Origin of the sequence: Streptococcus sp. HMSC066E07 (genome assembly GCF_001814695.1) — a bacterium.
GTDB lineage: Bacteria > Bacillota > Bacilli > Lactobacillales > Streptococcaceae > Streptococcus > Streptococcus hominis.
In genome coordinates this window covers 123,744-142,888 of record NZ_KV817464.1, presented here as the reverse complement: position 1 = coordinate 142,888, position 19,145 = coordinate 123,744, and the positions used below count along the sequence as shown (strand labels likewise).

Annotated in this window: 18 protein-coding genes and 1 pseudogene; 10 read left to right on the top strand and 9 right to left on the bottom strand. The window is 39.0% G+C overall.

Annotated elements, in window-relative coordinates:
- Window positions 1-332 precede the first annotated feature (332 nt).
- From HMPREF2984_RS08355 to HMPREF2984_RS08320, 10 genes and pseudogenes are all read left to right on the top strand, one after another.
- A complete protein-coding gene (locus HMPREF2984_RS08355; RefSeq protein ID WP_049533057.1) occupies window positions 333-593 on the top strand; it encodes a hypothetical protein in 261 nt (86 codons plus the stop codon).
- 8 nt (window positions 594-601) lie between these two features.
- Entirely contained in the window at window positions 602-853 is a 252-nt protein-coding gene (locus HMPREF2984_RS08350; RefSeq protein ID WP_049533058.1) for a hypothetical protein, read from the top strand.
- A gap of 178 nt (window positions 854-1,031) precedes the next feature.
- Entirely contained in the window at window positions 1,032-1,637 is a 606-nt protein-coding gene (locus tag HMPREF2984_RS08345) for an MT-A70 family methyltransferase (RefSeq protein WP_049533059.1), read from the top strand.
- A 168-nt stretch (window positions 1,638-1,805) separates the two neighbouring features.
- Window positions 1,806-3,482, top strand: coding sequence for a type IV secretory system conjugative DNA transfer family protein (locus tag HMPREF2984_RS08340; RefSeq protein WP_083312552.1), 1,677 nt, complete (start codon window positions 1,806-1,808; stop codon window positions 3,480-3,482).
- Window positions 3,483-3,654: 172 nt separating this feature from the next.
- On the top strand, window positions 3,655-3,978 hold the full coding sequence (locus tag HMPREF2984_RS09520) for a hypothetical protein (protein WP_049533061.1): 324 nt from the start codon (window positions 3,655-3,657) through the stop codon (window positions 3,976-3,978).
- The gene (locus tag HMPREF2984_RS08335) at window positions 3,975-4,820 is read left to right on the top strand and encodes a replication-relaxation family protein (RefSeq protein ID WP_230323996.1); all 846 of its coding nucleotides are present in this window, start codon (window positions 3,975-3,977) and stop codon (window positions 4,818-4,820) included. The genes HMPREF2984_RS09520 and HMPREF2984_RS08335 overlap by 4 nt, the downstream gene beginning before the upstream one ends.
- A gap of 58 nt (window positions 4,821-4,878) precedes the next feature.
- Complete coding sequence (locus HMPREF2984_RS09915; protein ID WP_257362731.1) at window positions 4,879-5,013, top strand: hypothetical protein; 135 nt, start codon at window positions 4,879-4,881, stop codon at window positions 5,011-5,013.
- Between the two features lie 78 nt (window positions 5,014-5,091).
- Window positions 5,092-6,771 carry a recombinase family protein gene (locus HMPREF2984_RS08330; protein ID WP_049533062.1) on the top strand — a complete coding sequence of 560 codons (1,680 nt, stop codon included), beginning with the start codon at window positions 5,092-5,094 and terminating at the stop codon, window positions 6,769-6,771.
- A gap of 557 nt (window positions 6,772-7,328) precedes the next feature.
- On the top strand, window positions 7,329-7,865 hold the full coding sequence (locus tag HMPREF2984_RS08325; protein WP_059220850.1) for a biotin transporter BioY: 537 nt from the start codon (window positions 7,329-7,331) through the stop codon (window positions 7,863-7,865).
- A gap of 152 nt (window positions 7,866-8,017) precedes the next feature.
- A pseudogene (locus HMPREF2984_RS08320) lies at window positions 8,018-8,491 on the top strand (GNAT family N-acetyltransferase).
- Between the two features lie 203 nt (window positions 8,492-8,694).
- On the opposite strand, the gene HMPREF2984_RS08315 reads toward HMPREF2984_RS08320, so the two are convergent.
- The 9 genes from HMPREF2984_RS08315 to HMPREF2984_RS08275 all read right to left on the bottom strand — a co-directional run bounded on the left by HMPREF2984_RS08315 (window position 8,695) and on the right by HMPREF2984_RS08275 (window position 19,044).
- The gene (locus HMPREF2984_RS08315) at window positions 8,695-9,477 is read right to left on the bottom strand and encodes a nucleotidyltransferase domain-containing protein (protein WP_049533064.1); all 783 of its coding nucleotides are present in this window, start codon (window positions 9,475-9,477) and stop codon (window positions 8,695-8,697) included.
- 90 nt (window positions 9,478-9,567) lie between these two features.
- Window positions 9,568-11,973 (bottom strand): phenylalanine--tRNA ligase subunit beta, encoded by a 2,406-nt coding sequence (gene pheT, locus HMPREF2984_RS08310; RefSeq protein WP_070671082.1) that lies wholly within the window; start codon window positions 11,971-11,973, stop codon window positions 9,568-9,570.
- Window positions 11,974-12,096: 123 nt separating this feature from the next.
- A complete protein-coding gene (locus HMPREF2984_RS08305; RefSeq protein ID WP_003029225.1) occupies window positions 12,097-12,624 on the bottom strand; it encodes a GNAT family N-acetyltransferase in 528 nt (175 codons plus the stop codon).
- A 5-nt stretch (window positions 12,625-12,629) separates the two neighbouring features.
- Window positions 12,630-13,676, bottom strand: coding sequence for a phenylalanine--tRNA ligase subunit alpha (gene pheS, locus HMPREF2984_RS08300; RefSeq protein ID WP_049533066.1), 1,047 nt, complete (start codon window positions 13,674-13,676; stop codon window positions 12,630-12,632).
- Between the two features lie 305 nt (window positions 13,677-13,981).
- Window positions 13,982-15,847, bottom strand: a complete 1,866-nt coding sequence (locus HMPREF2984_RS08295) for an ABC-F family ATP-binding cassette domain-containing protein (protein ID WP_049533067.1) — start codon at window positions 15,845-15,847, stop codon at window positions 13,982-13,984.
- Complete coding sequence (locus HMPREF2984_RS08290) at window positions 15,844-17,043, bottom strand: CCA tRNA nucleotidyltransferase (protein ID WP_049533068.1); 1,200 nt, start codon at window positions 17,041-17,043, stop codon at window positions 15,844-15,846. Before HMPREF2984_RS08290 ends, HMPREF2984_RS08295 begins: the two co-directional genes overlap by 4 nt.
- The gene (gene dapB, locus HMPREF2984_RS08285; protein ID WP_049533069.1) at window positions 17,040-17,807 is read right to left on the bottom strand and encodes a 4-hydroxy-tetrahydrodipicolinate reductase; all 768 of its coding nucleotides are present in this window, start codon (window positions 17,805-17,807) and stop codon (window positions 17,040-17,042) included. Before dapB ends, HMPREF2984_RS08290 begins: the two co-directional genes overlap by 4 nt.
- A 10-nt stretch (window positions 17,808-17,817) precedes the next feature.
- Window positions 17,818-18,666 carry a DegV family protein gene (locus tag HMPREF2984_RS08280; protein ID WP_003029214.1) on the bottom strand — a complete coding sequence of 283 codons (849 nt, stop codon included), beginning with the start codon at window positions 18,664-18,666 and terminating at the stop codon, window positions 17,818-17,820.
- Window positions 18,667-18,669: 3 nt separating this feature from the next.
- Window positions 18,670-19,044, bottom strand: coding sequence for a DUF1149 family protein (locus tag HMPREF2984_RS08275; RefSeq protein ID WP_003024043.1), 375 nt, complete (start codon window positions 19,042-19,044; stop codon window positions 18,670-18,672).
- Window positions 19,045-19,145: the final 101 nt, after the last annotated feature.

Here is a 19,145-nt window from a genome sequence, read left to right as displayed (position 1 = left end):
TGAAAAGTCTAACTTAATTTGACAATTTAGGAAACATAAACGAGATGATTCGTTTTGTAAAGATTTTATCATAAAATACATTAGCGTTTTATGGTGGAAAGGAGGAAAACTTCCCCTCTGATATACCAATACATATCTTCATTATATAATTTTAAGGAGGAAAAATCTCTTGCTAACACTAATTATTTTCGCACCTTATTTTCTAGTTTCTGGTTTTGCGATTTATTTAGTTCGTAAAAAATCTGGAAAATAAACTCTTGCAGGTTTATATTAGTTATGGCAGCCCAGCTGATATAAACCTCTTCCTTTCTTGGGCTTAAAAGGAGAAAAATATGCTTCCACAAAACATTCAAAAACAGACAGATATAACACCGCACCTTGCTAATCCATTTCAGCTTGAAGTTGCACGAGCTCTTTCGAAAGATTTGGCAGTGTTACAAAAGAACCAACTTCTTACTGCGGATATTCTCAATAAGATTGGTGATTTATCGAAACTTGAAGCAGATATTATTGCGAAATATCCAAAGGCTCAGGAGCGAATAGATTTTATTCTAAAAACATTTACGCTTGTTGCAGCTGAAAGAATAAAGTGAGGTTTCTTATGAACGAGTTAATTTTGCCAGTTGTAGTTGGGGTATCTACTGGTTTTGTAGCGGGTGTTCTCGCTTGTGTAGTTTACGCTTTTTCGAAAAGCGCAAAAAAGCCACCTCGCAAAGTAAAGCCAGAGAATCTCCCTCCAATTTATACGGATGAAGAAATAGAACTTACACGATTTCTTGAAGATAAGCAAGCTATCAACGAGGCTTTTCTCTACGCACAAGCCGAATTACTTAAAGAGCTCCATAAATTCTAACTCAGGATATTTTGAAAGGAGGTGATGTTTAAAAAACAACACCGGAACAAACGCGCAAAAAATAAGCACTTTCACCTCTGTTACATTCTTTCGCATCGCTTTTAAAGTTTTGATGAAAAAGTTTGAAATATTTGAACTTTAAGAGTATGCTCGTTCTTGAAAAAGAAAGGAAAAAATTATGACTACACAAATGCAACATCAAAGTAAGAAATACAAGGTTATCCTCGCCGACCCACCTTGGGATGTTCAACAAAAAGGAAAACACGGCGCAATTAAGCATTATAATTTAATGACCTTAGACCAAATTAAATCCATGCCTATCGCCGACCTTGCTGACGAAAATTCAGCTTGTGTGCTGTGGGTAACAAACGCTACAATGGAGGCAGGATTTGATGTTTTGAGGGCTTGGGGATTTAAACCAACAACCAGTATTTTCACTTATCTCAAAGGCGGAAATTTAGGTTTAGGTCACTGGCTTCGTTCTAATACTGAACATGTGCTTATTGGAATTCGTGGAAAATTAGACCGCAAAGTGAAAAATCAGCCAAACTGGGGATTTTATCCACGCCTTGAACATAGCCATAAACCCGAGGAATTTTTCGAAACGGTTGAACGACTTTTCGACGGACCGTACCTTGAACTCTTTGCTCGCAGACCACGGCACGGATGGGATTCTTGGGGCAATGAAATCGCAAGTCCTTGCATTATCCCGAATTACCCCGTTCCAAATTATGTTGAAAACCCTATCGACTTCACTCCAAGAGAAGGCTGTGATGAAAATTGAAAAAACTACTTGCCTACACCTTCACTATATTTTCAGTAGCTTTCCTCATCAACTGGGCAGTCAAACTACTACTTGAAGTTTGGGGTTGTCTACTTATCGGTTGTGGAATTTTCTCCACTATTTACACCACCTATCAAATTATTAAAAAGAAGAACGAATGGAGATAGAATGAAAAGACCAACCTCGTTAAGTTGGCTAGAAATGAACTGGGAGCGCCCTTTCGAATTTAAAACTGTTTGCGATATGGTTGTTCATCTTTCTGGACTAACTGGGCGAAAACCCTTTGTCTGGGAAGTTAGAATAACTACAAACTGTATAAAATTTTTACTCGGCTTTGATTTAACAGATGAGAATAAACTCAAAAAACTCTTCTCTGCTCATAATAATGTTCAATTTTCGAAACCACAAAATCGGCGTTCAAAAATAGTAATTGCCAGTCGGATTAAAATTCACCAACAGCACTTTTCACTAAAACTTGATAATATCGAGAATATGATTCGAAGTTTTCTTGCGATTCATTCAACATTGAAAAAAGATGAAGAAATCACGCTCCAACTAGTAATTGGTAAAAGTCGTGCGCCAAGCCCAATTCCAAAACATTTGCCAAATTTAAACAGTAGCTGGTTTCAAAGATTGACTTCGAATATTCCACCGCTCTCACCAGAAAGCCAAAAACTGATGAAAGAAAAACTTCATTATGCGAATTTTCAAACGGTGATTCGGCTAGGGATTCGCACTCCAGAAAAAGCTCGCCAAATTACGCTTCATAACCAAGCGATGGCAAGCCTTCGAATTATTGAATCAAATGGTGCAAGCTTTAGGTTTCAAAAAATTAATCCAAAAGAAATAGATGACGTAGAAATGCCATGGTCTCCCCAGACTCACTTATCTGCCATTGAACTCGCAAGTTTGCTAATGCTCCCTTCAGGCGAAGCAGATATGCCGACTTTTCTTAGTCATCCTAAAACTATTATACCACCAATTGCTTACAAAATACCAGCGAAAAAATATTTACGAGCTTTTGGTAAAACATTAGAAAGCACGGAAAGACCACTTCATATTCCTTTACAAAATGCTTTAACTCACACTCAAATTTGCGCACCAACTGGGGCTGGAAAATCTGTCGTCATGACCAATCTCGCCCTACAAGATATTGAAGCTGGACGAAGTGTGGTTATTATAGATGGAAAACAAGATACGATTACCCAAATTTTGGAACGAATCCCAGAAAAACGAAAAGAAGATGTGGTTGTTTTAGACCCGTCTTCCACTCGTTTTGTTGGAATTAATATTTTTGATTTAATCCACCATGGAGTTTCAGCTGAGTTAGTTACGGATATGTTGCTAAACATTTTCGAAAAAATTTTTCCAGAAAATTTTGGGATTCGAAGTCGAGATGTTTTATTGGCTGGAATATCAACTCTCGCTAAAACGCCAAATGCAAATTTAGCAATGTTGCCAACATTACTTACAAACAAAACCTTTCGCCAACAGATTTTAAAAAATATTGACGATCCATTGGGGTTAGAGAGTTTCTGGAATTATTACGAAAATCTTTCTGAAGCTGAACGCCAACAACTTATCGTCCCAAGTTTAAACAAACTTCGCCAACTTTTTAATCGCCCAAGCTTGAGAGCTATTTTAGGACAAAGCAACCCAAAGTTTTCGCTGATGGAGATTTTTACTTCTCGCAAAGTTGTTCTGATTAACTTAAATAAGGGCATTCTTGGCGCAGAATCGGCGAGGTTATTAGGAAGTATTATAACTGCCAGCCTCCACGCCTTAACTCTAAAACGCGCCCAAATTTCGCCCGAAAAACGCTACCCTGTGTTGATTTTATATTGATGAATTCCCTGCCTACATTTCTGTGGCGGAAGATTTTGAAGAATCACTGGCGATGGCACGTTCACTAGGAGTTGGATATATATAAGCTCACCAAACGCTTTCCCAACTTCCAATATCGCTAAGATTTGCTATTGAATCCAACTGTAAAAATAAAATAATTTTCGGATTAGGAATGAGTGATGCTCATGAAATAGCACGCCAAACAACTGAACTTTCCGCTGAGGATATTTATTCCCTACCTCCATATCAAGTCTATGCAAAAATTCCAATGTTTGGAAATCACTATAAATGGATATCGGGGCAAACCAATCCACTCTCACCAGCCACTCGTGATGGTTCGAAAATATTCTTAAATAGCTTGCTAAAATATGGCGCTCCACTGGAAGAAGTTGAACGAGAGTTGATTGAATTATCCCTAACGAAAAAACAGCCCACAGCCCAACAATCAACAGATTTTAGCCAAAATCTGGGACGACGGAAAAAAGGAAACGCATGAGTAAATTGCAGATTATTCATTCGCACCGCTTTTCTAATCGCCACGCTAAACAATCCGCACAACACCGCCGATTGAGGGCAAAATTCGCACACGACTTATATCGTAATTCTATACGATATTTTTATCACGGAGGCAAACTTATGACCAATCAACAATGGGAAGTTTTACATTTTCTGGCAGATGCTCGCATGGCAACAAGTTCGCAGATTGCTCACTTAATTTTTGCGAATTTTTCGACACAACGAGCTAGAATCCGTAGAGCCAATCTTATAACCAAACAACTTAAAGAGGCTGGATTAATCTATCATCAACCTCGAAAAATCGGTGGCTGGACAAAAGGCAGTGCTTCGTATATTTGGAGCCTCACATATAAAGGTTTCAAGAAACTTAAAGAGCAAGATGAATCCATTTCACTGCGCTTTCGAAATAAGGTAGATTTTAGCCGAAACCATATTGAACACACCTTAGCAATTACTGAGATTTTTGTAGAATTGAAAGAACTGGAGCGATTAGGAAAAATTCAAATAGAAGAATTTTGCTTCGAGCCGAAATCTTGGAGATATTATTCAGATATCGGTGGTTCGAGCTTAATTTTAAAACCAGATGCTTTTGCGAAAATTACCGTTGGTGAATATGAAGATTTTTTCTTTTTCGAACTCGACCGTTCGAGTGAATCGCCGACCAGAATAGTGAATACTTGTAAAAAATACATCCACTATTATAATACTGGGATTGAACAACGTATCAATGAAGTTTTCCCTTTTGTGCTTTGGATTGTACCAGATGAACGCCGAAAACAAAATATAACAAATGTTATTCATTCGAAATTAAATAATTTTTAGCAAATGTTCCAAGTGATAACATTAGACGATTTTTCGAACTTTATCCAAGGAGGTCAAAATGAAACAAGTGAAACCAACCGATGAAAAAAGCGAGGTAAAAATCGGCAAAACCATTTACATTGTGCAGAGAGAATTTGTGGGAAAATGTTCCCTGCAAGAACTTCTCGAACGGCTGATTTTGGCGAAAAAATAAGGCTCAAAAGACTGGACTTCTTGGCTGGTTTGAGGTATCCTGTCCATGGGTTATAGGTGTAATTGAAAGGAGACACTTATGGACACAAGCACATTGACAAATCAGATTCCAGATTGGACAGAAGTAGATTTCGAAAATATCACGAACATTACCGTTGTCTATTGCCGACTCAGCCAAGAAGATAGTCGGGCAAGCGAGAGCGATTCTATCCAAAATCAGAAGAAATACTTAGGAAACTTCGTACAAGAAGAAAATCTACAAAATCCAATTTTCTTTGTGGATGATGGTTACACTGGGACAAATTTCAACCGCCCTGCCATTCGAAAAGCTTTGGAGTTAGTGGAGCGTGGTTTGGTGAAAAACTTCATCGTAAAAGACGCTTCCCGGCTCGGGAGGTCTTATGTAGAAGTTGGGCAAATAACAGAAATGCTATTTCCCGATAACGACGTGCGGTTTATCTCGGTTTCGGAAGGAATGGACTCCAGTAAGCAATCTGATATGGATGCTACAATTATGCCAATTCGAAATTTGTTCAACGAATTTTACGCACGAGATATCTCACGAAAAGTTCGAGTTGCCCAGCAAGCAATGGCAAAAGCTGGCGAACGACTCTCTACCAATCCGCAATATGGCTACAAAATTGACCCGAATAATTCGAAAAAATGGGTCGTGGATGAATTTGCTGCAGAAATCGTGCGAAGGATTTTTCGAGAAGCCAAAATGGGTAAAAGTCACTCTGAAATTGCTCGTGGACTTCAAAAGGATAAAATCGAAACGCCCTCTTACCGCCGAATGACTCTGGGTGAAAATACACCTAATTTAAGCCATTTGCGTTACGGTTGGGGTTCGGCTATGATTTCGAAAATGCTCACTCGCCATGAATATCTGGGACACACTGTGAATTACCGTAGCACCACTAAATCCTATAAAAACAAGAAGAAGATTAGAAACGAGGAAAAAGATTGGTGGATTTTCGAAAATACACAAGAAGCTATAATCGACCAAGAAACCTTTGATGCTGTTCAAAAAATTCGCAAGCACAAGCGCCGACCACCTCTTAAAAAATGGGCTGGAAAAGCTGGACACGAGAACATTTTGGCTGGATTGCTATTTTGCGCAGTTTGCGGAAATAAGCTTTATTTCTGCGCTTCAGAAAAATGTGGAAGGAATGCCGACCACTACAAATGTAGTCGCTATTTCAAAATGTTTAACGCCTGCGATGTTTCTAATTACGTTCGAAAAGATGCTTTAGAGCACCTGATTTTAACTGATGTGAATTCCCTTTTGGAGGAATTCAAAATCAATAAGGAATCACTGCTGGCAAGTTTAGGTGAAAAATTCCAGCTCCAAGCTAATGAAGAAATTCGAAAAAAGAAACGCAAACTTTCCAAAACGCAACAACGAATTTTCGATATTGACCGAATTATCCAGAAAATTTATGAAGACAATTTGAACGGTAAACTATCGGATGAACGTTTTAAAACGATGAATGCGAATTACGAAACCGAACAAGCTGACTTGCGGGAAGATTTCGAAAACCTACAAAAAGAAATCTCACAAAACGAAGAAAATGGCGTAAATTTAGAGCGATTTATCTCGATTGTGGAAAAATATAGCCACCTTGAAAAATTGACCGTAGAAATTGCCAATGAATTGGTGGAGCGGATTTTGGTTCACCCAGCTCAAGGCAGAGGAAAAACTGCAACAAGAAAGATTGAGGTTTATTACAATTTTATCGGCAAAATAAAAAATGAGTAGCGATAAAAAGCTACTCAAATATTTAATAACAAATGACTGCTGTGTGGGTGGAGGCGCCCCCGCAAGGGTGATTAGGTGCTCTTCCGAGCTTGAACAGTGAATGAAGAGCCCAATCATAGTGCCTTGCTGTGCAAGGCTGATTTCCCGCCTTTAACAATTCACTGAATTGTTGGAGCTACGTTATTCGTTTATTACTAAATCTAATAGAAACTGGGGCAATTTTTGCCCAGTCTCTCCTTTTTCCTGTGATTTTTTAGTTGATAAAGAGGTACATTTTGTCATGATAATATTAAAGCGATTTTACGAGGAGGTGCTTTTATGCAAAAGACCAAAACAATTCTTGTAACTGTCCTACTTATTTTCTTAAATGTCTTTGGACTAATTGCATTTTTAATATTATTCCTTCGCAGTAAAAATAAAAGAAAAGCAATATCGCAGAAAAAGTAACCATTTTGACAAAAAGGTAAATTCAGTCTTTCACCTTTTTATTTAACCCTTGACATTTTTCTTATTTATTTTATAATAGTTACCATATTAAAAAACAAAGGGTTACCATTATGAAAAAATCATTTACACTCGTTTTACCAGCAATTGGCGCAGCTTTGATAGCCGTTTTTGCTCAGATTACTATTCCTATCGGTCCAGTTCCTTTTGCTTTGCAAAATATGGCAATTGGCTTAGTGGCTACTATTTTTCATCGAAAAGAAGCTCTATTAGCAGTCGCTCTTTATCTTCTCTTAGGCGCTATCGGTCTTCCTGTTTTTGCAGGAGGAAGCGGTGGATTTCAAGCACTTGTCGGTCCCAATGCAGGTTATCTCTGGTTTTATTTGTTCTACGCCCTAATAACAGCTAGTCTAACTTCCAAAAATAGCAGCTTTTTGACGATATTTTTATCAAATCTACTCGGAGATGCTTTTGTTTTTGTCGGTGGTGTACTTGGTTTAATGTTTCTAGCAGGTTTTCAACTTGATAAAGCTATTACAGTCGGAGTCATCCCCTTCATTTTACCAGATCTCATAAAACTGATTGCAATTAGCTTTATCAGTAGAACTATTTTTAAAAGCTTAAAAGATCATCCCTACTTTAAAAATTGATAAAGTTGTCTCACTCCCATTATTAGAACTCACGTGTTGTGAGTTCTTTTTACATTACTCAAAAAAATTTTTTCATTTTCTTTTTGACAAAAATGACCAGCAGTCATATAATATTTTATAAAAATGACCAGCGGTCACAAAAGGAGCTCACCATGCCTATTAGAAAAGCAGTCCCAAGCGATATTACCGCACTCAATCATCTTTTAGAGCAAGTCTTGCTTGTACATCATAAAGTTCGACCAGATATTTTCAAAGAGAGTGGTCGCAAATTCAACGATGAAGAGTTGAAAACACTGATGTCTCAGGAAAATACACCAATCTTTGTCTTTGAAAATGAAGAAGGAAAAATTTTAGGTCATCTCTTTTGAATCATTAAAGAACCACAAAGTCTCGCACAAACACCTATCAAAACGCTTTTTATTGAAGACCTTTGCGTTGATGAAAATGCTCGTGGTCAAAAAATTGGTGAGCAGCTCTGCCATTTTGCAGAAGAATTTGCCCAAGAAATTGGCTGTTACAACTTAACCCTTGATGTATGGAATGATAATGTCGCTGCCTTGCGCTTTTATGAACGTTTAGATCTAAAGCCCCAACAAACAATCATGGAAAAAATTTTAAAGAAATAGGAAAAGTGCATGAGTAAGAGAGAAAACAACTGCAATACGAAAAACATGACTAGGCACAACCAAACAATAAGACTGCCCAAAATATTTTTGACTCTCTCTGCAGAAGAAACTACTAAAGGAGCTTTTTATAATGATTTCAAGAAAAATCTACTAAATACAAAAAACGGTTTAAGCCGTTTTTTTATACTCAATTCCAGCCGATTTTATGATAAAATTCCCTCTAAATTTGCAATAATATCCCTTAATTGTTTTTCAAGAATTTCAGGACTAGCAGTGATGCTCATTAGTAGAGTATTTAAAGATTGCTCAAATTGATTAGGAAGAAGATTCGCATGCGCTGCTGCATACGACATCATTCTCTTTTCACCGGGGTGGGTCAATTCATTAACTGCAAAAATAATGTCAAAATAAGATTCTAAAAAGGCTGCAATACGGTGATTGACACTGACAAGGTCTTTTCGTTTTGCTGCTTTTAAAATCTGCGTATCGTAGGACGGCAAATGTCCGGTTAACAAATTAAAATTTCGTGAAATGATGTTGTCTTTTAATTTTTGAGGAAAAGGAACGTCAAACCGTTTTTTCAATTTTCCTAACTCTCCATTGGAATCATAAAGAACCTTGCAGGTTTTTAAATTGTGCCAGAAGCAGGTGGTGTAGCCATTTCCTGCTCGGCACTTTTCGACGACATTTTCAATATCTATCGCAAAATCACGAATGTTCCGATAAAGAATATCAATATCAATGCCATTATTTAAGGTACAGTCGTCTTCCAATTCCCAAAATTGATTGCTTATTTCCATATAAGAACAATATTGGGTCAAAATCAACTTCCGACTGTCTTCATCTGGAATGCTCGTGCAGTAAATATATAAATCATAGTCCGAAGTCTCATCATAAGTTTCTCCGCTACGAGATCCGCCTAAAGCAATCGCTGTCACTTCTGGTAAATTGGAAAATGCTTTCCAAAGTTGTGTAAAAACTGTCATTTTCTCCTCCGATATAAAACTTTTCCTTATTATACATTATATTGCTACAAGAAAAAACTCCTAAACTTCAATTTAGGAGCTTTTCATGTCTTACCGCACTTCTGCACCAATCGTTACTTCAAGAGACTTTTGGATTTTTTCCATATAACGAGCTACTTCCTCATCTTCCAGAGTATCCTCTGGATTTTGGAAAGTTAAGGTGTAAGCCATTGATTTCATGCCGAGTCCCAGTTTTTCACCTGAGAAGACATCAAATAATTTGATATCTGTCAAGCGTTTCACACCAGCAGCCTCAATAGCTTCAACGACTTCTTTGTGACTGATTTCTGCTTTAAGAAGCAGTGCTATATCACGTGTTACAGCTGGGAATTTGGTAATTTCTACAAATGGTTTTGCTGGTTGAATTACCTGTTCAATCGCTGTCAAGTTGATTTCTGCTACATACGTTTCTGGGATATTATAATCCTTAGCAGTTACTGGATGAACTTGACCGACAAAACCAATGACTTGTCCGTCTAGTGAAACAGTCGCTGTACGACCTGGATGCATACTAGTTAATGCTTGCGTCGCTGTGTACTCTACTTTTAGACCCAGACGGTCAAAAAGTGCTTCCAGAATTCCTTTTGCATAAAAGAAATCAACTGGTATAGCAGATGTTTGAAAATCCTTTTCAGTAACCAAACCTGTCAAAGCAAAGGCAAAGCTGTTAATTTCAGTTGGCAATTCTTCCTGTGGATTCCCCTTTTGCTCGAAGACTTTTCCGATTTCATACAGAGCCAAGTCCTTATTTTTACGTGCTACATTATAGGCAACGGTATCCAAAATGCCAGCTACCATATTTTGACGAAGGACACTACGATCTACTGTCATCGGCCACATCAGCTCTGTCAAGTTACTTGGGTTGGTGCTGAATTGCACAGCTTTTTCAGGAGTGGTCAAAGCATAGGTGATAACTTCTGTCAAACCAGCACCTTCTGCAACTGTACGAACTTTGCGACGAAGTTTTTGGGTTTCTGTCAATTGACCAGCTGTTCCGTCACCTTTTGGAAGAGTTGCTGGTAATTTATCATAACCATAGATACGCGCAATTTCCTCATAAAGGTCTGCTTCAATATGAATGTCCCAACGACGGCGTGGTACGCTGACTGTGAATTCCTCTGCATTGCCAGTAAGACCAAAACCAAGACGGCGGAAAACATCTTCAATATCTGTATAAGTTAATTCCGTTCCAAGTACACGATTGACATCTGCCAATGTTGAAACAACTTCAACATCTGATGTGTCCACTTGACCTGCTGAGACGATACCGGCTTGTACCGTTGCACCTGCAAGATCTGCAATCATACTAGCCGCAGCATCTAGAGCTTCTGTTACTGTCGCTAGGTTAATTCCTTTTTCAAAACGAGAAGATGATTCTGAACGAAGATTGAGACGCCCGCTTGTCTTACGAATAGAAGTTCCGTCAAAAACTGCTGCTTCAAGCACTACACGCCTTGATTGAGGAGAAATTTCTGTTGCAGCTCCACCCATGACACCAGCAAGAGCGACTGGCTTATCTGCTACCGCAATCACAAGATCGCTCGTCTCTAAGTCGCGCTCTTCGTCATCAAGAGTTACTAATTTTTCACCCACATGCGCTTTGCGCACCACAATTTGATTGCCCTCAAAAGTATCTAAATCAAAGGCGTGCATTGGTTGTCCAAAGTAAAGTAGAATATAATTTGTCACATCTACTACATTGTTGATAGGACGAATCCCTGCATTCATCAGCAGATTTTGAAGCCATTGCGGACTTGGAGCAATGGTTACATTTTCCAAAATACGTGCTGCATAAAAAGGCGCCTTGTCCGTTTCAATCGCAACAGAGAGCTGTTCTCCAGCTTGATCTTGTGTTTCCAACAACGGAAAATCTTTAAAATGAACTGACTTGTCGTAGATAGCTGCTACCTCATACGCTACTCCACGCATTGAAAGCGCATCTGCACGGTTCGGTGTGATAGAAAGCTCAATAATTTCATCATCTAAGTCAAGGTAAGGAAAAACGGAATCCCCCGGCACAGCTTCTTCTGGCAGGATTTGAATGCCATCAGAAAATTCTTTTAGAACAACCGAGTCCGAAATGCCTAATTCTCCAAGAGAACAAATCATTCCAAGGGATTCTAAACCACGGATTTTTCCCTTTTTAATCTTATAATTATCTGCAATACGAGCTCCTGGAAGAGCTACCATAACCTTGATTCCTGCTCGTATATTTGGAGCGCCGCAAACGATTTGTCGAAGCGCTTCTTCTCCAACATTCACTTGACAGACATGGAGATGTGTTTCAGCTACATCTTCACAGCTAATCACTTCACCAACTACAATTTTTGACAATCCCTCAGCAGGAGAGCTGACCCCTTCTACTTCAATCCCTGTCGTTGACATTTTTTCAGCTAATTCTTCACTCAGAACAGTTACGTCAACTAGTTCTTTTAACCATTTATAACTTACTAGCATAATTCATCTATATGAGTGCATAGAAATCTTTGAGAACTATTGTTTCTGCTCAAAAATTTTGCCTCATATTACTTCCTTTCTTTTTGAGGCTGGGACAAGTACCCAAGCCAAGTGCTTTTTCGCTTAATTTAATTCTTTCCGAATGAGCCAGTCAATATCAACCGTTTCACCAGTCGCATACTCATGCTCACTAAAACGTTCAAAACCATATTTAAAGTAAAAGTTTTGCGCTTTGAAATTCTTTTCCCAAACACCTAGCCAAATCCACGAAAACTTTCGTTTAGTAGCTTCTTGCATGGCAAAATTAAACATTTCCTTGCCAAAGCCCTGTCCTTGATAAGGTTTCAAAACATAAATCCGATGAACCTCAAAAGCATTCTCCATTGAGTGTTCTGATTCTACTGGCTCAGTCTGTGCTTGCCCCCAGTTAAATTTGAGAAAGCCAACAATCTTTTCTTTCTCATCTAGTGCAAAATAAGTCTCCGACTCTACTTGCGCCAAATCCTTCTGAATCTGCTCAAGGGAGAGTTCATGAGTAAAATAATCTTGCATATCTTTCACTTTGATATAAGGGCCGAAAGTTTCTTGATAAGTTTGCACTTCCAGTTCTCGTAGAACTTCAACCTGTCCTTCTTTTACTTTTACTAACATAGCATTTATTTAAATTGTTCTGAAAAACGAACATCACCTTGATAGAAGCCACGAATATCATTGATACCGTAACGCAGCATAGCCACCCGTTCTTGACCCAGTCCAAAAGCAAAGCCAGAATAAACATCAGCATCAATGCCACTCATTTCAAGGACACGAGGATGCACCATTCCAGCTCCCATAATTTCAATCCAGCCAGTCTTTTTGCAGACATTGCAGCCTTGCCCACCGCATTTGAAGCAAGAAACATCCACCTCAACAGATGGCTCTGTAAACGGGAAGTAAGATGGACGCAGACGAATGCTGCGGTCTTCCCCAAACATCTTTTGCACAATGAGCTGCAATGTCCCTTGAAGGTCTGCCATAGAAATATTTTTTCCGACAACTAAACCTTCAATTTGATGAAATTGATGAGAATGCGTCGCATCGTCCGTATCCCGTCGGAACACACGCCCTGGCGAGATCATTTTTAGAGGCCCTTTAGAAAAATCATGAGCGTCCATAGCACGAGCTTGAACTGGGCTGGTATGAGTACGCAGCAAAATTTCTTCTGTAATGTAGAAAGTATCCTGCATATCACGTGCTGGGTGGTCTTTTGGTAAATTCATTCGCTCAAAGTTGTAATAGTCTGTTTCAACTTCAAAACCATCTACGACTTGATAGCCCATACCGATGAAAATATCTTCAATTTCTTCACTTGTTTGGCTAAGAACATGACGATTCCCAGCAGAAATTTTCCGGCCGGGAAGGGTGACGTCTACAGACTCACTCGCCAACTGATTGGCAACTTTTTGTTCTTCCAGTAACTTTGCCGATTCTTCAAAAGCAGCAGTCAACACATCTCGTGCTTCATTGACATGTTTCCCGATAATCGGACGCATATCAGCAGAGACATCTTTCATACCTTTTAAAATTTCTGTTAAAGAGCCTTTCTTTCCAAGGACAGAAACACGCAGATTCTGCATTTCTTTTTCATTTTCAGTTGAAATTTTTTTCAACGACGCCAGCGTTTCTTCTCTAAGCTTATTTAATTGTTCTTCAATGGTTGACATAATTCCTCCAAATATAAAAACCGCATGCCAAACTCCATAAGCGGAGCGTTGACACGCGGTACCATCCGTTTTTATCTGGTTTTCCAGACCTTAATTTTCAATCCTTTTGCAAGTGAATTCACCTAGATTCCATCTAAAGAGCTCTCAGTCTCTGGCTCTTCTCCCTGTCAAACTTCCCCCAAGCTACTAGTCTTGCGGATTCTTATTTAATTAATTGGTATTATACCAAATTTTATAGGACTTGTAAATAGACCTTGTTTAAAAATGCAATCGTACTCAACATACATTACAGGCAGCAGTCAATTCTATACTAGCTCGCTCAAGTATTCGTAGCGCTCATATTTCTCCAAAAGTAAATCGTTTTTGCCATCTAGTTCTTTTTGAAGTTTAGCGAGTCGACCGAAGTCCGAAGCATATTCCTGCATTTCCCGCTCAATAGCTACAATTTCCTCCTCAAGCTTCTCTATATCTCCCTCAATAGACTCCCACTCCTGTTTTTCAAAGTAGCTTAAGCGCTTCTTTTCCTCTCGCACTTTAGCTACTTTTTCCTTTTCAGGTTGTTGGGAAATGGCAGATCTCTCTAGTTCAAACGCCTTTTCATCCAGATAATCAGTATAATTACCGAAATATTCTCTGATAGTTCCCACTTCAAAAGCTAAAATCTTATCTGCTACTTTATCAAGGAAATACCGATCGTGACTAACAGTCATAACTGGGCCAGCAAAGCTTTGCAAAAAATTTTCCAGCACCGTTAATGTCGCAATATCTAAGTCATTAGTCGGCTCATCCAACAGCAAAACATTCGGCTTTTCCAACAATAACTTGAGAAGGTAAAGCCGTTTTTTCTCTCCTCCAGACAATTTTTCAATCAAAGTTCCATGAGTGGAGCGAGGAAAGAGAAATTGTTCTAGCAGTTCAGCAATAGATGTCGTCCCCACAGATGTCTTAACTTCTTCTGCGACTTCCTGCAAGAAATTAATAACGCGTTTGGATTCGTCCAACCCTTCAATTTGCTGTGAGAAATAAGCCACACGAACCGTCTCACCAATGATCAATTGACCAGATTGAGGTGCTAATTTCCCAGCAATTAGATTGAGCAAGGTAGATTTTCCAACACCATTATCCCCCACAATCCCAATCCGATCTTTATTTTGAACCAGCAAGTTAAAATGAGAAAGGAGCTTCTTGTCACCATAAGCAAAGTCCACATCTTTAAATTCAATCACTTTCTTCCCAATACGACTGGTCTCGAAATTCATTTCTAAGTCTGTCTGAGTTGCTTGATTAGATAAATCCTTTTTCAAATCTTGAAAACGATTGATTCGAGCTTGTTGCTTGGTTGCTCTAGCCTGTGGTTGGCGACGCATCCAGGATAATTCCTGTTTATAAAGCCGCTGTTTTTTATGGAGAAGGGCAGCATCTCGTTCGTCTTGTTCCGCCTTCAAACGGACATAATCTTGATAATTTCCTTGATATTCAAGTAAATCCCCGTTGTCCAATTCAAAAATTCGTGTCGAAACATGGTCTAGAAAATAGCGGTCATGGGTAATGAAAAGAACCGTTTTTTTGGAATTCTTCAAAAAATTCGTCAACCATTCGATACTATCAATATCCAAATGGTTGGTCGGCTCATCAAGAAGCAATAAGTCATAATCTCCTAACAAGACTTGCGCCAATTGCACTCGGCGTCGCAAACCACCTGACAGGTCGCCGACCTTAGCAGATAAGTCATTTAAACCCAGTTTAGACAAAACAGTCTTAACTTGACTTTCAATTTCCCATGCTTGAAGAGCATCCATTTCAGCCATAATCTTCTCTAAACGAGATTGATTGCTTTCGTCATAGTTAGACAACAATAACTCATACTCTCGAATGAGCTGCATTTCTCGCAGATTGCTAGATAAAACCGTATCTAGTACCGTTTTGTCGTCATCAAAGTGCGGTTCTTGGGTTAAGTAGCCAATCTTATAGCCCGATTTAGCAGAAAAAGGATTGACATCCCCGTCAAATCCAGATTTTCCAGATAGGACATTCAAAAAAGTCGTTTTTCCAGTTCCATTGACCCCAATCAAGCCAACCCGATCCAAACCATGAATAATAAAGGAAATATTTTTAAAAACAGTCTTATCTCCCATCGTTTTAGTCAACTTTTCAACAATAAAGTCACTCATCTTCTCTCCTCTACAAAAGCTAAAATAGCCTCCAGACGGTTGTCCAAGACACCATTCACAATAGCCGTCTCAATCTCAGTCAAGAGCTGTCCTAAAGCAGGCCCCGGCTTAAAACCAAACTCTTTGATTAACAGGCCACCATTGACGACAATTTCATGTTTATCATGAATCGTTAGTGAATCATAAGTAGAATGAATTTTTTCAAAATCAACCGCTAATCCCTGTGCTTGACGAATTTCTTCTGCTTGTATCATCAGGTCCAGTTCAAAACGATAGCATTCTTCCTTATCCAGAAAATGCCTTTGGCGGATAGTATAAATCGTGACAATTTGCTCTACGCGCTTTTGAAATTCATTTGAAGTTTTCCAATGTTTGAGGAATTTTTTAACATTATTTACTTGAAGAGCCATTAAAAGAGTAGCCCAGGCTTGCTCTGAACTCGTAAATTGAAAATCTACTTTAATATCAAACATCGTTTCCAATTGTAATTGGCTGCTGCGCATGTCAGGCAAATAGTCCGTTGCACCACTGGCAAGCAGACTTTTCAATCCTTTACGCCAATAAGACGCTGTCAGTAGTTTGTCAAATTCAATGAAAGTCCGCTCCACAGAAATTTTTTCTAATAGCGGCGCACACAGTTTCATAGCCTGAAATGTGTCTGTGTCCAAATCAAAACCTAAAGCTGCCTGAAAACGAAATCCTCGCATGATGCGCAGAGCGTCTTCGTTGAAACGTTCCGAAGGTGTTCCTACAGCACGTAAAATCTGATTTTCTAAATCAGCTAACCCTGCAAATAAATCAATCACATTCCCTGCTTCATCCAAAGCCAAAGCATTGATCGTAAAATCGCGCCGTTTTAAATCTTCTTCGAGAGAACGAACAAATGTGACATGGCTAGGTCTGCGATAGTCTACATAGATATCCTCTGTCCGAAAAGTCGTCACTTCGTATTCATGATTGTCTTCTAAGACTAAAACTGTCCCATGCTCAATTCCGACATCAATCGTTCGCTCAAAAATACGTTTGGTTTCTTCTGGATAACTGGAACTTGCAATATCCACATCATGAATCGGTCGATTCAACAAAGCATCGCGGACCGAACCACCGACAAAATACGCCTCAAACCCGGCATTCTTAATCTTCTTTAATACTGGTAAAGCCTCCTGAAATTCAGAAGGCAGATTTTTTAATCTCATAACAAATATTCCAATCCGTAGACAAGCTCTTTTTTCTTGACCACTTCCTTAATACCTAAATTCACCCCCGTCATGAAAGACTTACGATCGTACGAATCATGACGAAGTGTCAGTCCTTCACCTTGTCCGCCAAAGATGACTTCTTGATGAGCCACCAATCCTGGCAAACGAACCGAATGAATGCGCATGCCGTCTATTTCTGCACCACGCGCTCCTGCCAATATTTCTTTTTCGTCCATTGCACCCTGATGTTTTTGGGGGCGAACCTTGCTAATCAATTCAGCTGTTTTAATCGCTGTGCCGCTCGGCGCATCCTTTTTCTGATCATGATGTAATTCAATGATTTCCACATCTGGAAAATATTTAGCTGCTTGCGCTGCAAATTGCATCAAGAGAACCGCTCCCACAGCAAAATTAGGAGCAATCAAGCCTCCCAGCTCTTTTTTCCGAGAAAGCTCAACTAACTCTTTGATTTCATCCGATGTAAATCCAGTCGTTCCGACCACAGGCGCAAAGCCATGCTCTAATGCAAAACGAGTATTTTCATACGCCACTTTAGGAGTTGTAAAATCAACCCACACATCCGCTTCTACACCACTCAAATCTTCTTTCTGATTAAAAACGGGAACACCAGCTACTTCTTTTTCTGGAGTAAGTGGGTCAAGCAATCCAACGAGCTCTAATGCAGGATCTTCTGTCACCATGTTATAAGCAGCTTGTCCCATTTTTCCTTTGAAACCAGCAATAATGACCTTTATACTCATGGAATTCTCCTTAAATAATCGGAATATAAGCTAAGGCAATACTTCCAGCACCCAGGTGAGTTCCAATCACACTACCAAATGTCGCAATCGGAACCTCTCCGGAAACACCAGCTTCTAACAATAATTGATGTAAATGTTCTGCTTTTTCCAGTGCATTTCCATGAATAATCATCACTTGGTAATTTCCTTGTGCAGTTTGCTCTTTGACAATCTCAATCAGGCGTTTCGTAGCTTTTTTCTCGGTACGAATCTTTTCATAAACCTCGATGACGCCCTCGTCATTAAAGTAAAGAATTGGTTTGATACTGAGCAAGTTTCCCAGAATTGCAGCGCCGTTCGACAAACGGCCGCCCTTTACCAAATGATTTAAGTCATCTACCATGATAAAAGCGCCAATTCCCTTGATTTGAACGTCAAGATTGCTCAGAATTTGCTCAAACGCTAACCCTTGTTCAGCCCAGTTCAAAATATGCTCCACCATCATTCCAAGTGGCGCACTTGTGATTTTTGAATCCGGAAAAGCAATTTCCAAACTTGGAAATTCATCTTTCAAATACTGGATATTTTGATAAAAACCAGAAATTCCACTCGATAAAAACAAACCAATGACATGAGTATAACCTTGTCCTTCTACTAAAGAAAGGATATTTACTAAGCTAGCAATACTCGGTTGGCTCGTTTTTGGCAATTCACTAGAAGCTGCCATTTTTCGATAAAATTCACTAGCAGAAAGATTTTTTCCTTCAATATACTCAACCCCGTCTATACTAACGGGAATATCTAGGATAAATAAATGCTCATTTTCGATGACTTTGCTATCCAAATATGCTGACGAATCAGTAATTACGGCTAATTTCATGCATTAAAACTCCAAATTGATACCTGGTAAATCCAAGGCGATTTCTGTTACTTCATAGGTCAAACGATTTAAGACGGACAAACTTGGACGAGCAAGTTGTTCTACTTCGTCCTGCTCAAATTCACTTGGCTCATTGACAATTTGTCCCATAATATGATTGACTTGTGAGATTGTTCCACTAATTACAAAAGCATCAAAGACAATCATAAAGCTCACAATTACAACGATAGAAGTCACTTGTCCTTCTTGATCTTGATTTAATAATTGAAAATTGACATCCACTTTCGTTTCTGGCGTTCCGTTTTCTTTTTCCCACTCTAAATTACGTGCGTCATAGTGATATTGACTGACAAATTCTTTTTCGCGTTGTAATTCCATTTCATTTCTCCTCAAAATATGCGTTATTAAAATTATAACATATTTTCCAGCGCCTGACTATTTTAATCAGTATGAAAATCATCTCCTTTCAATCTTTCTTT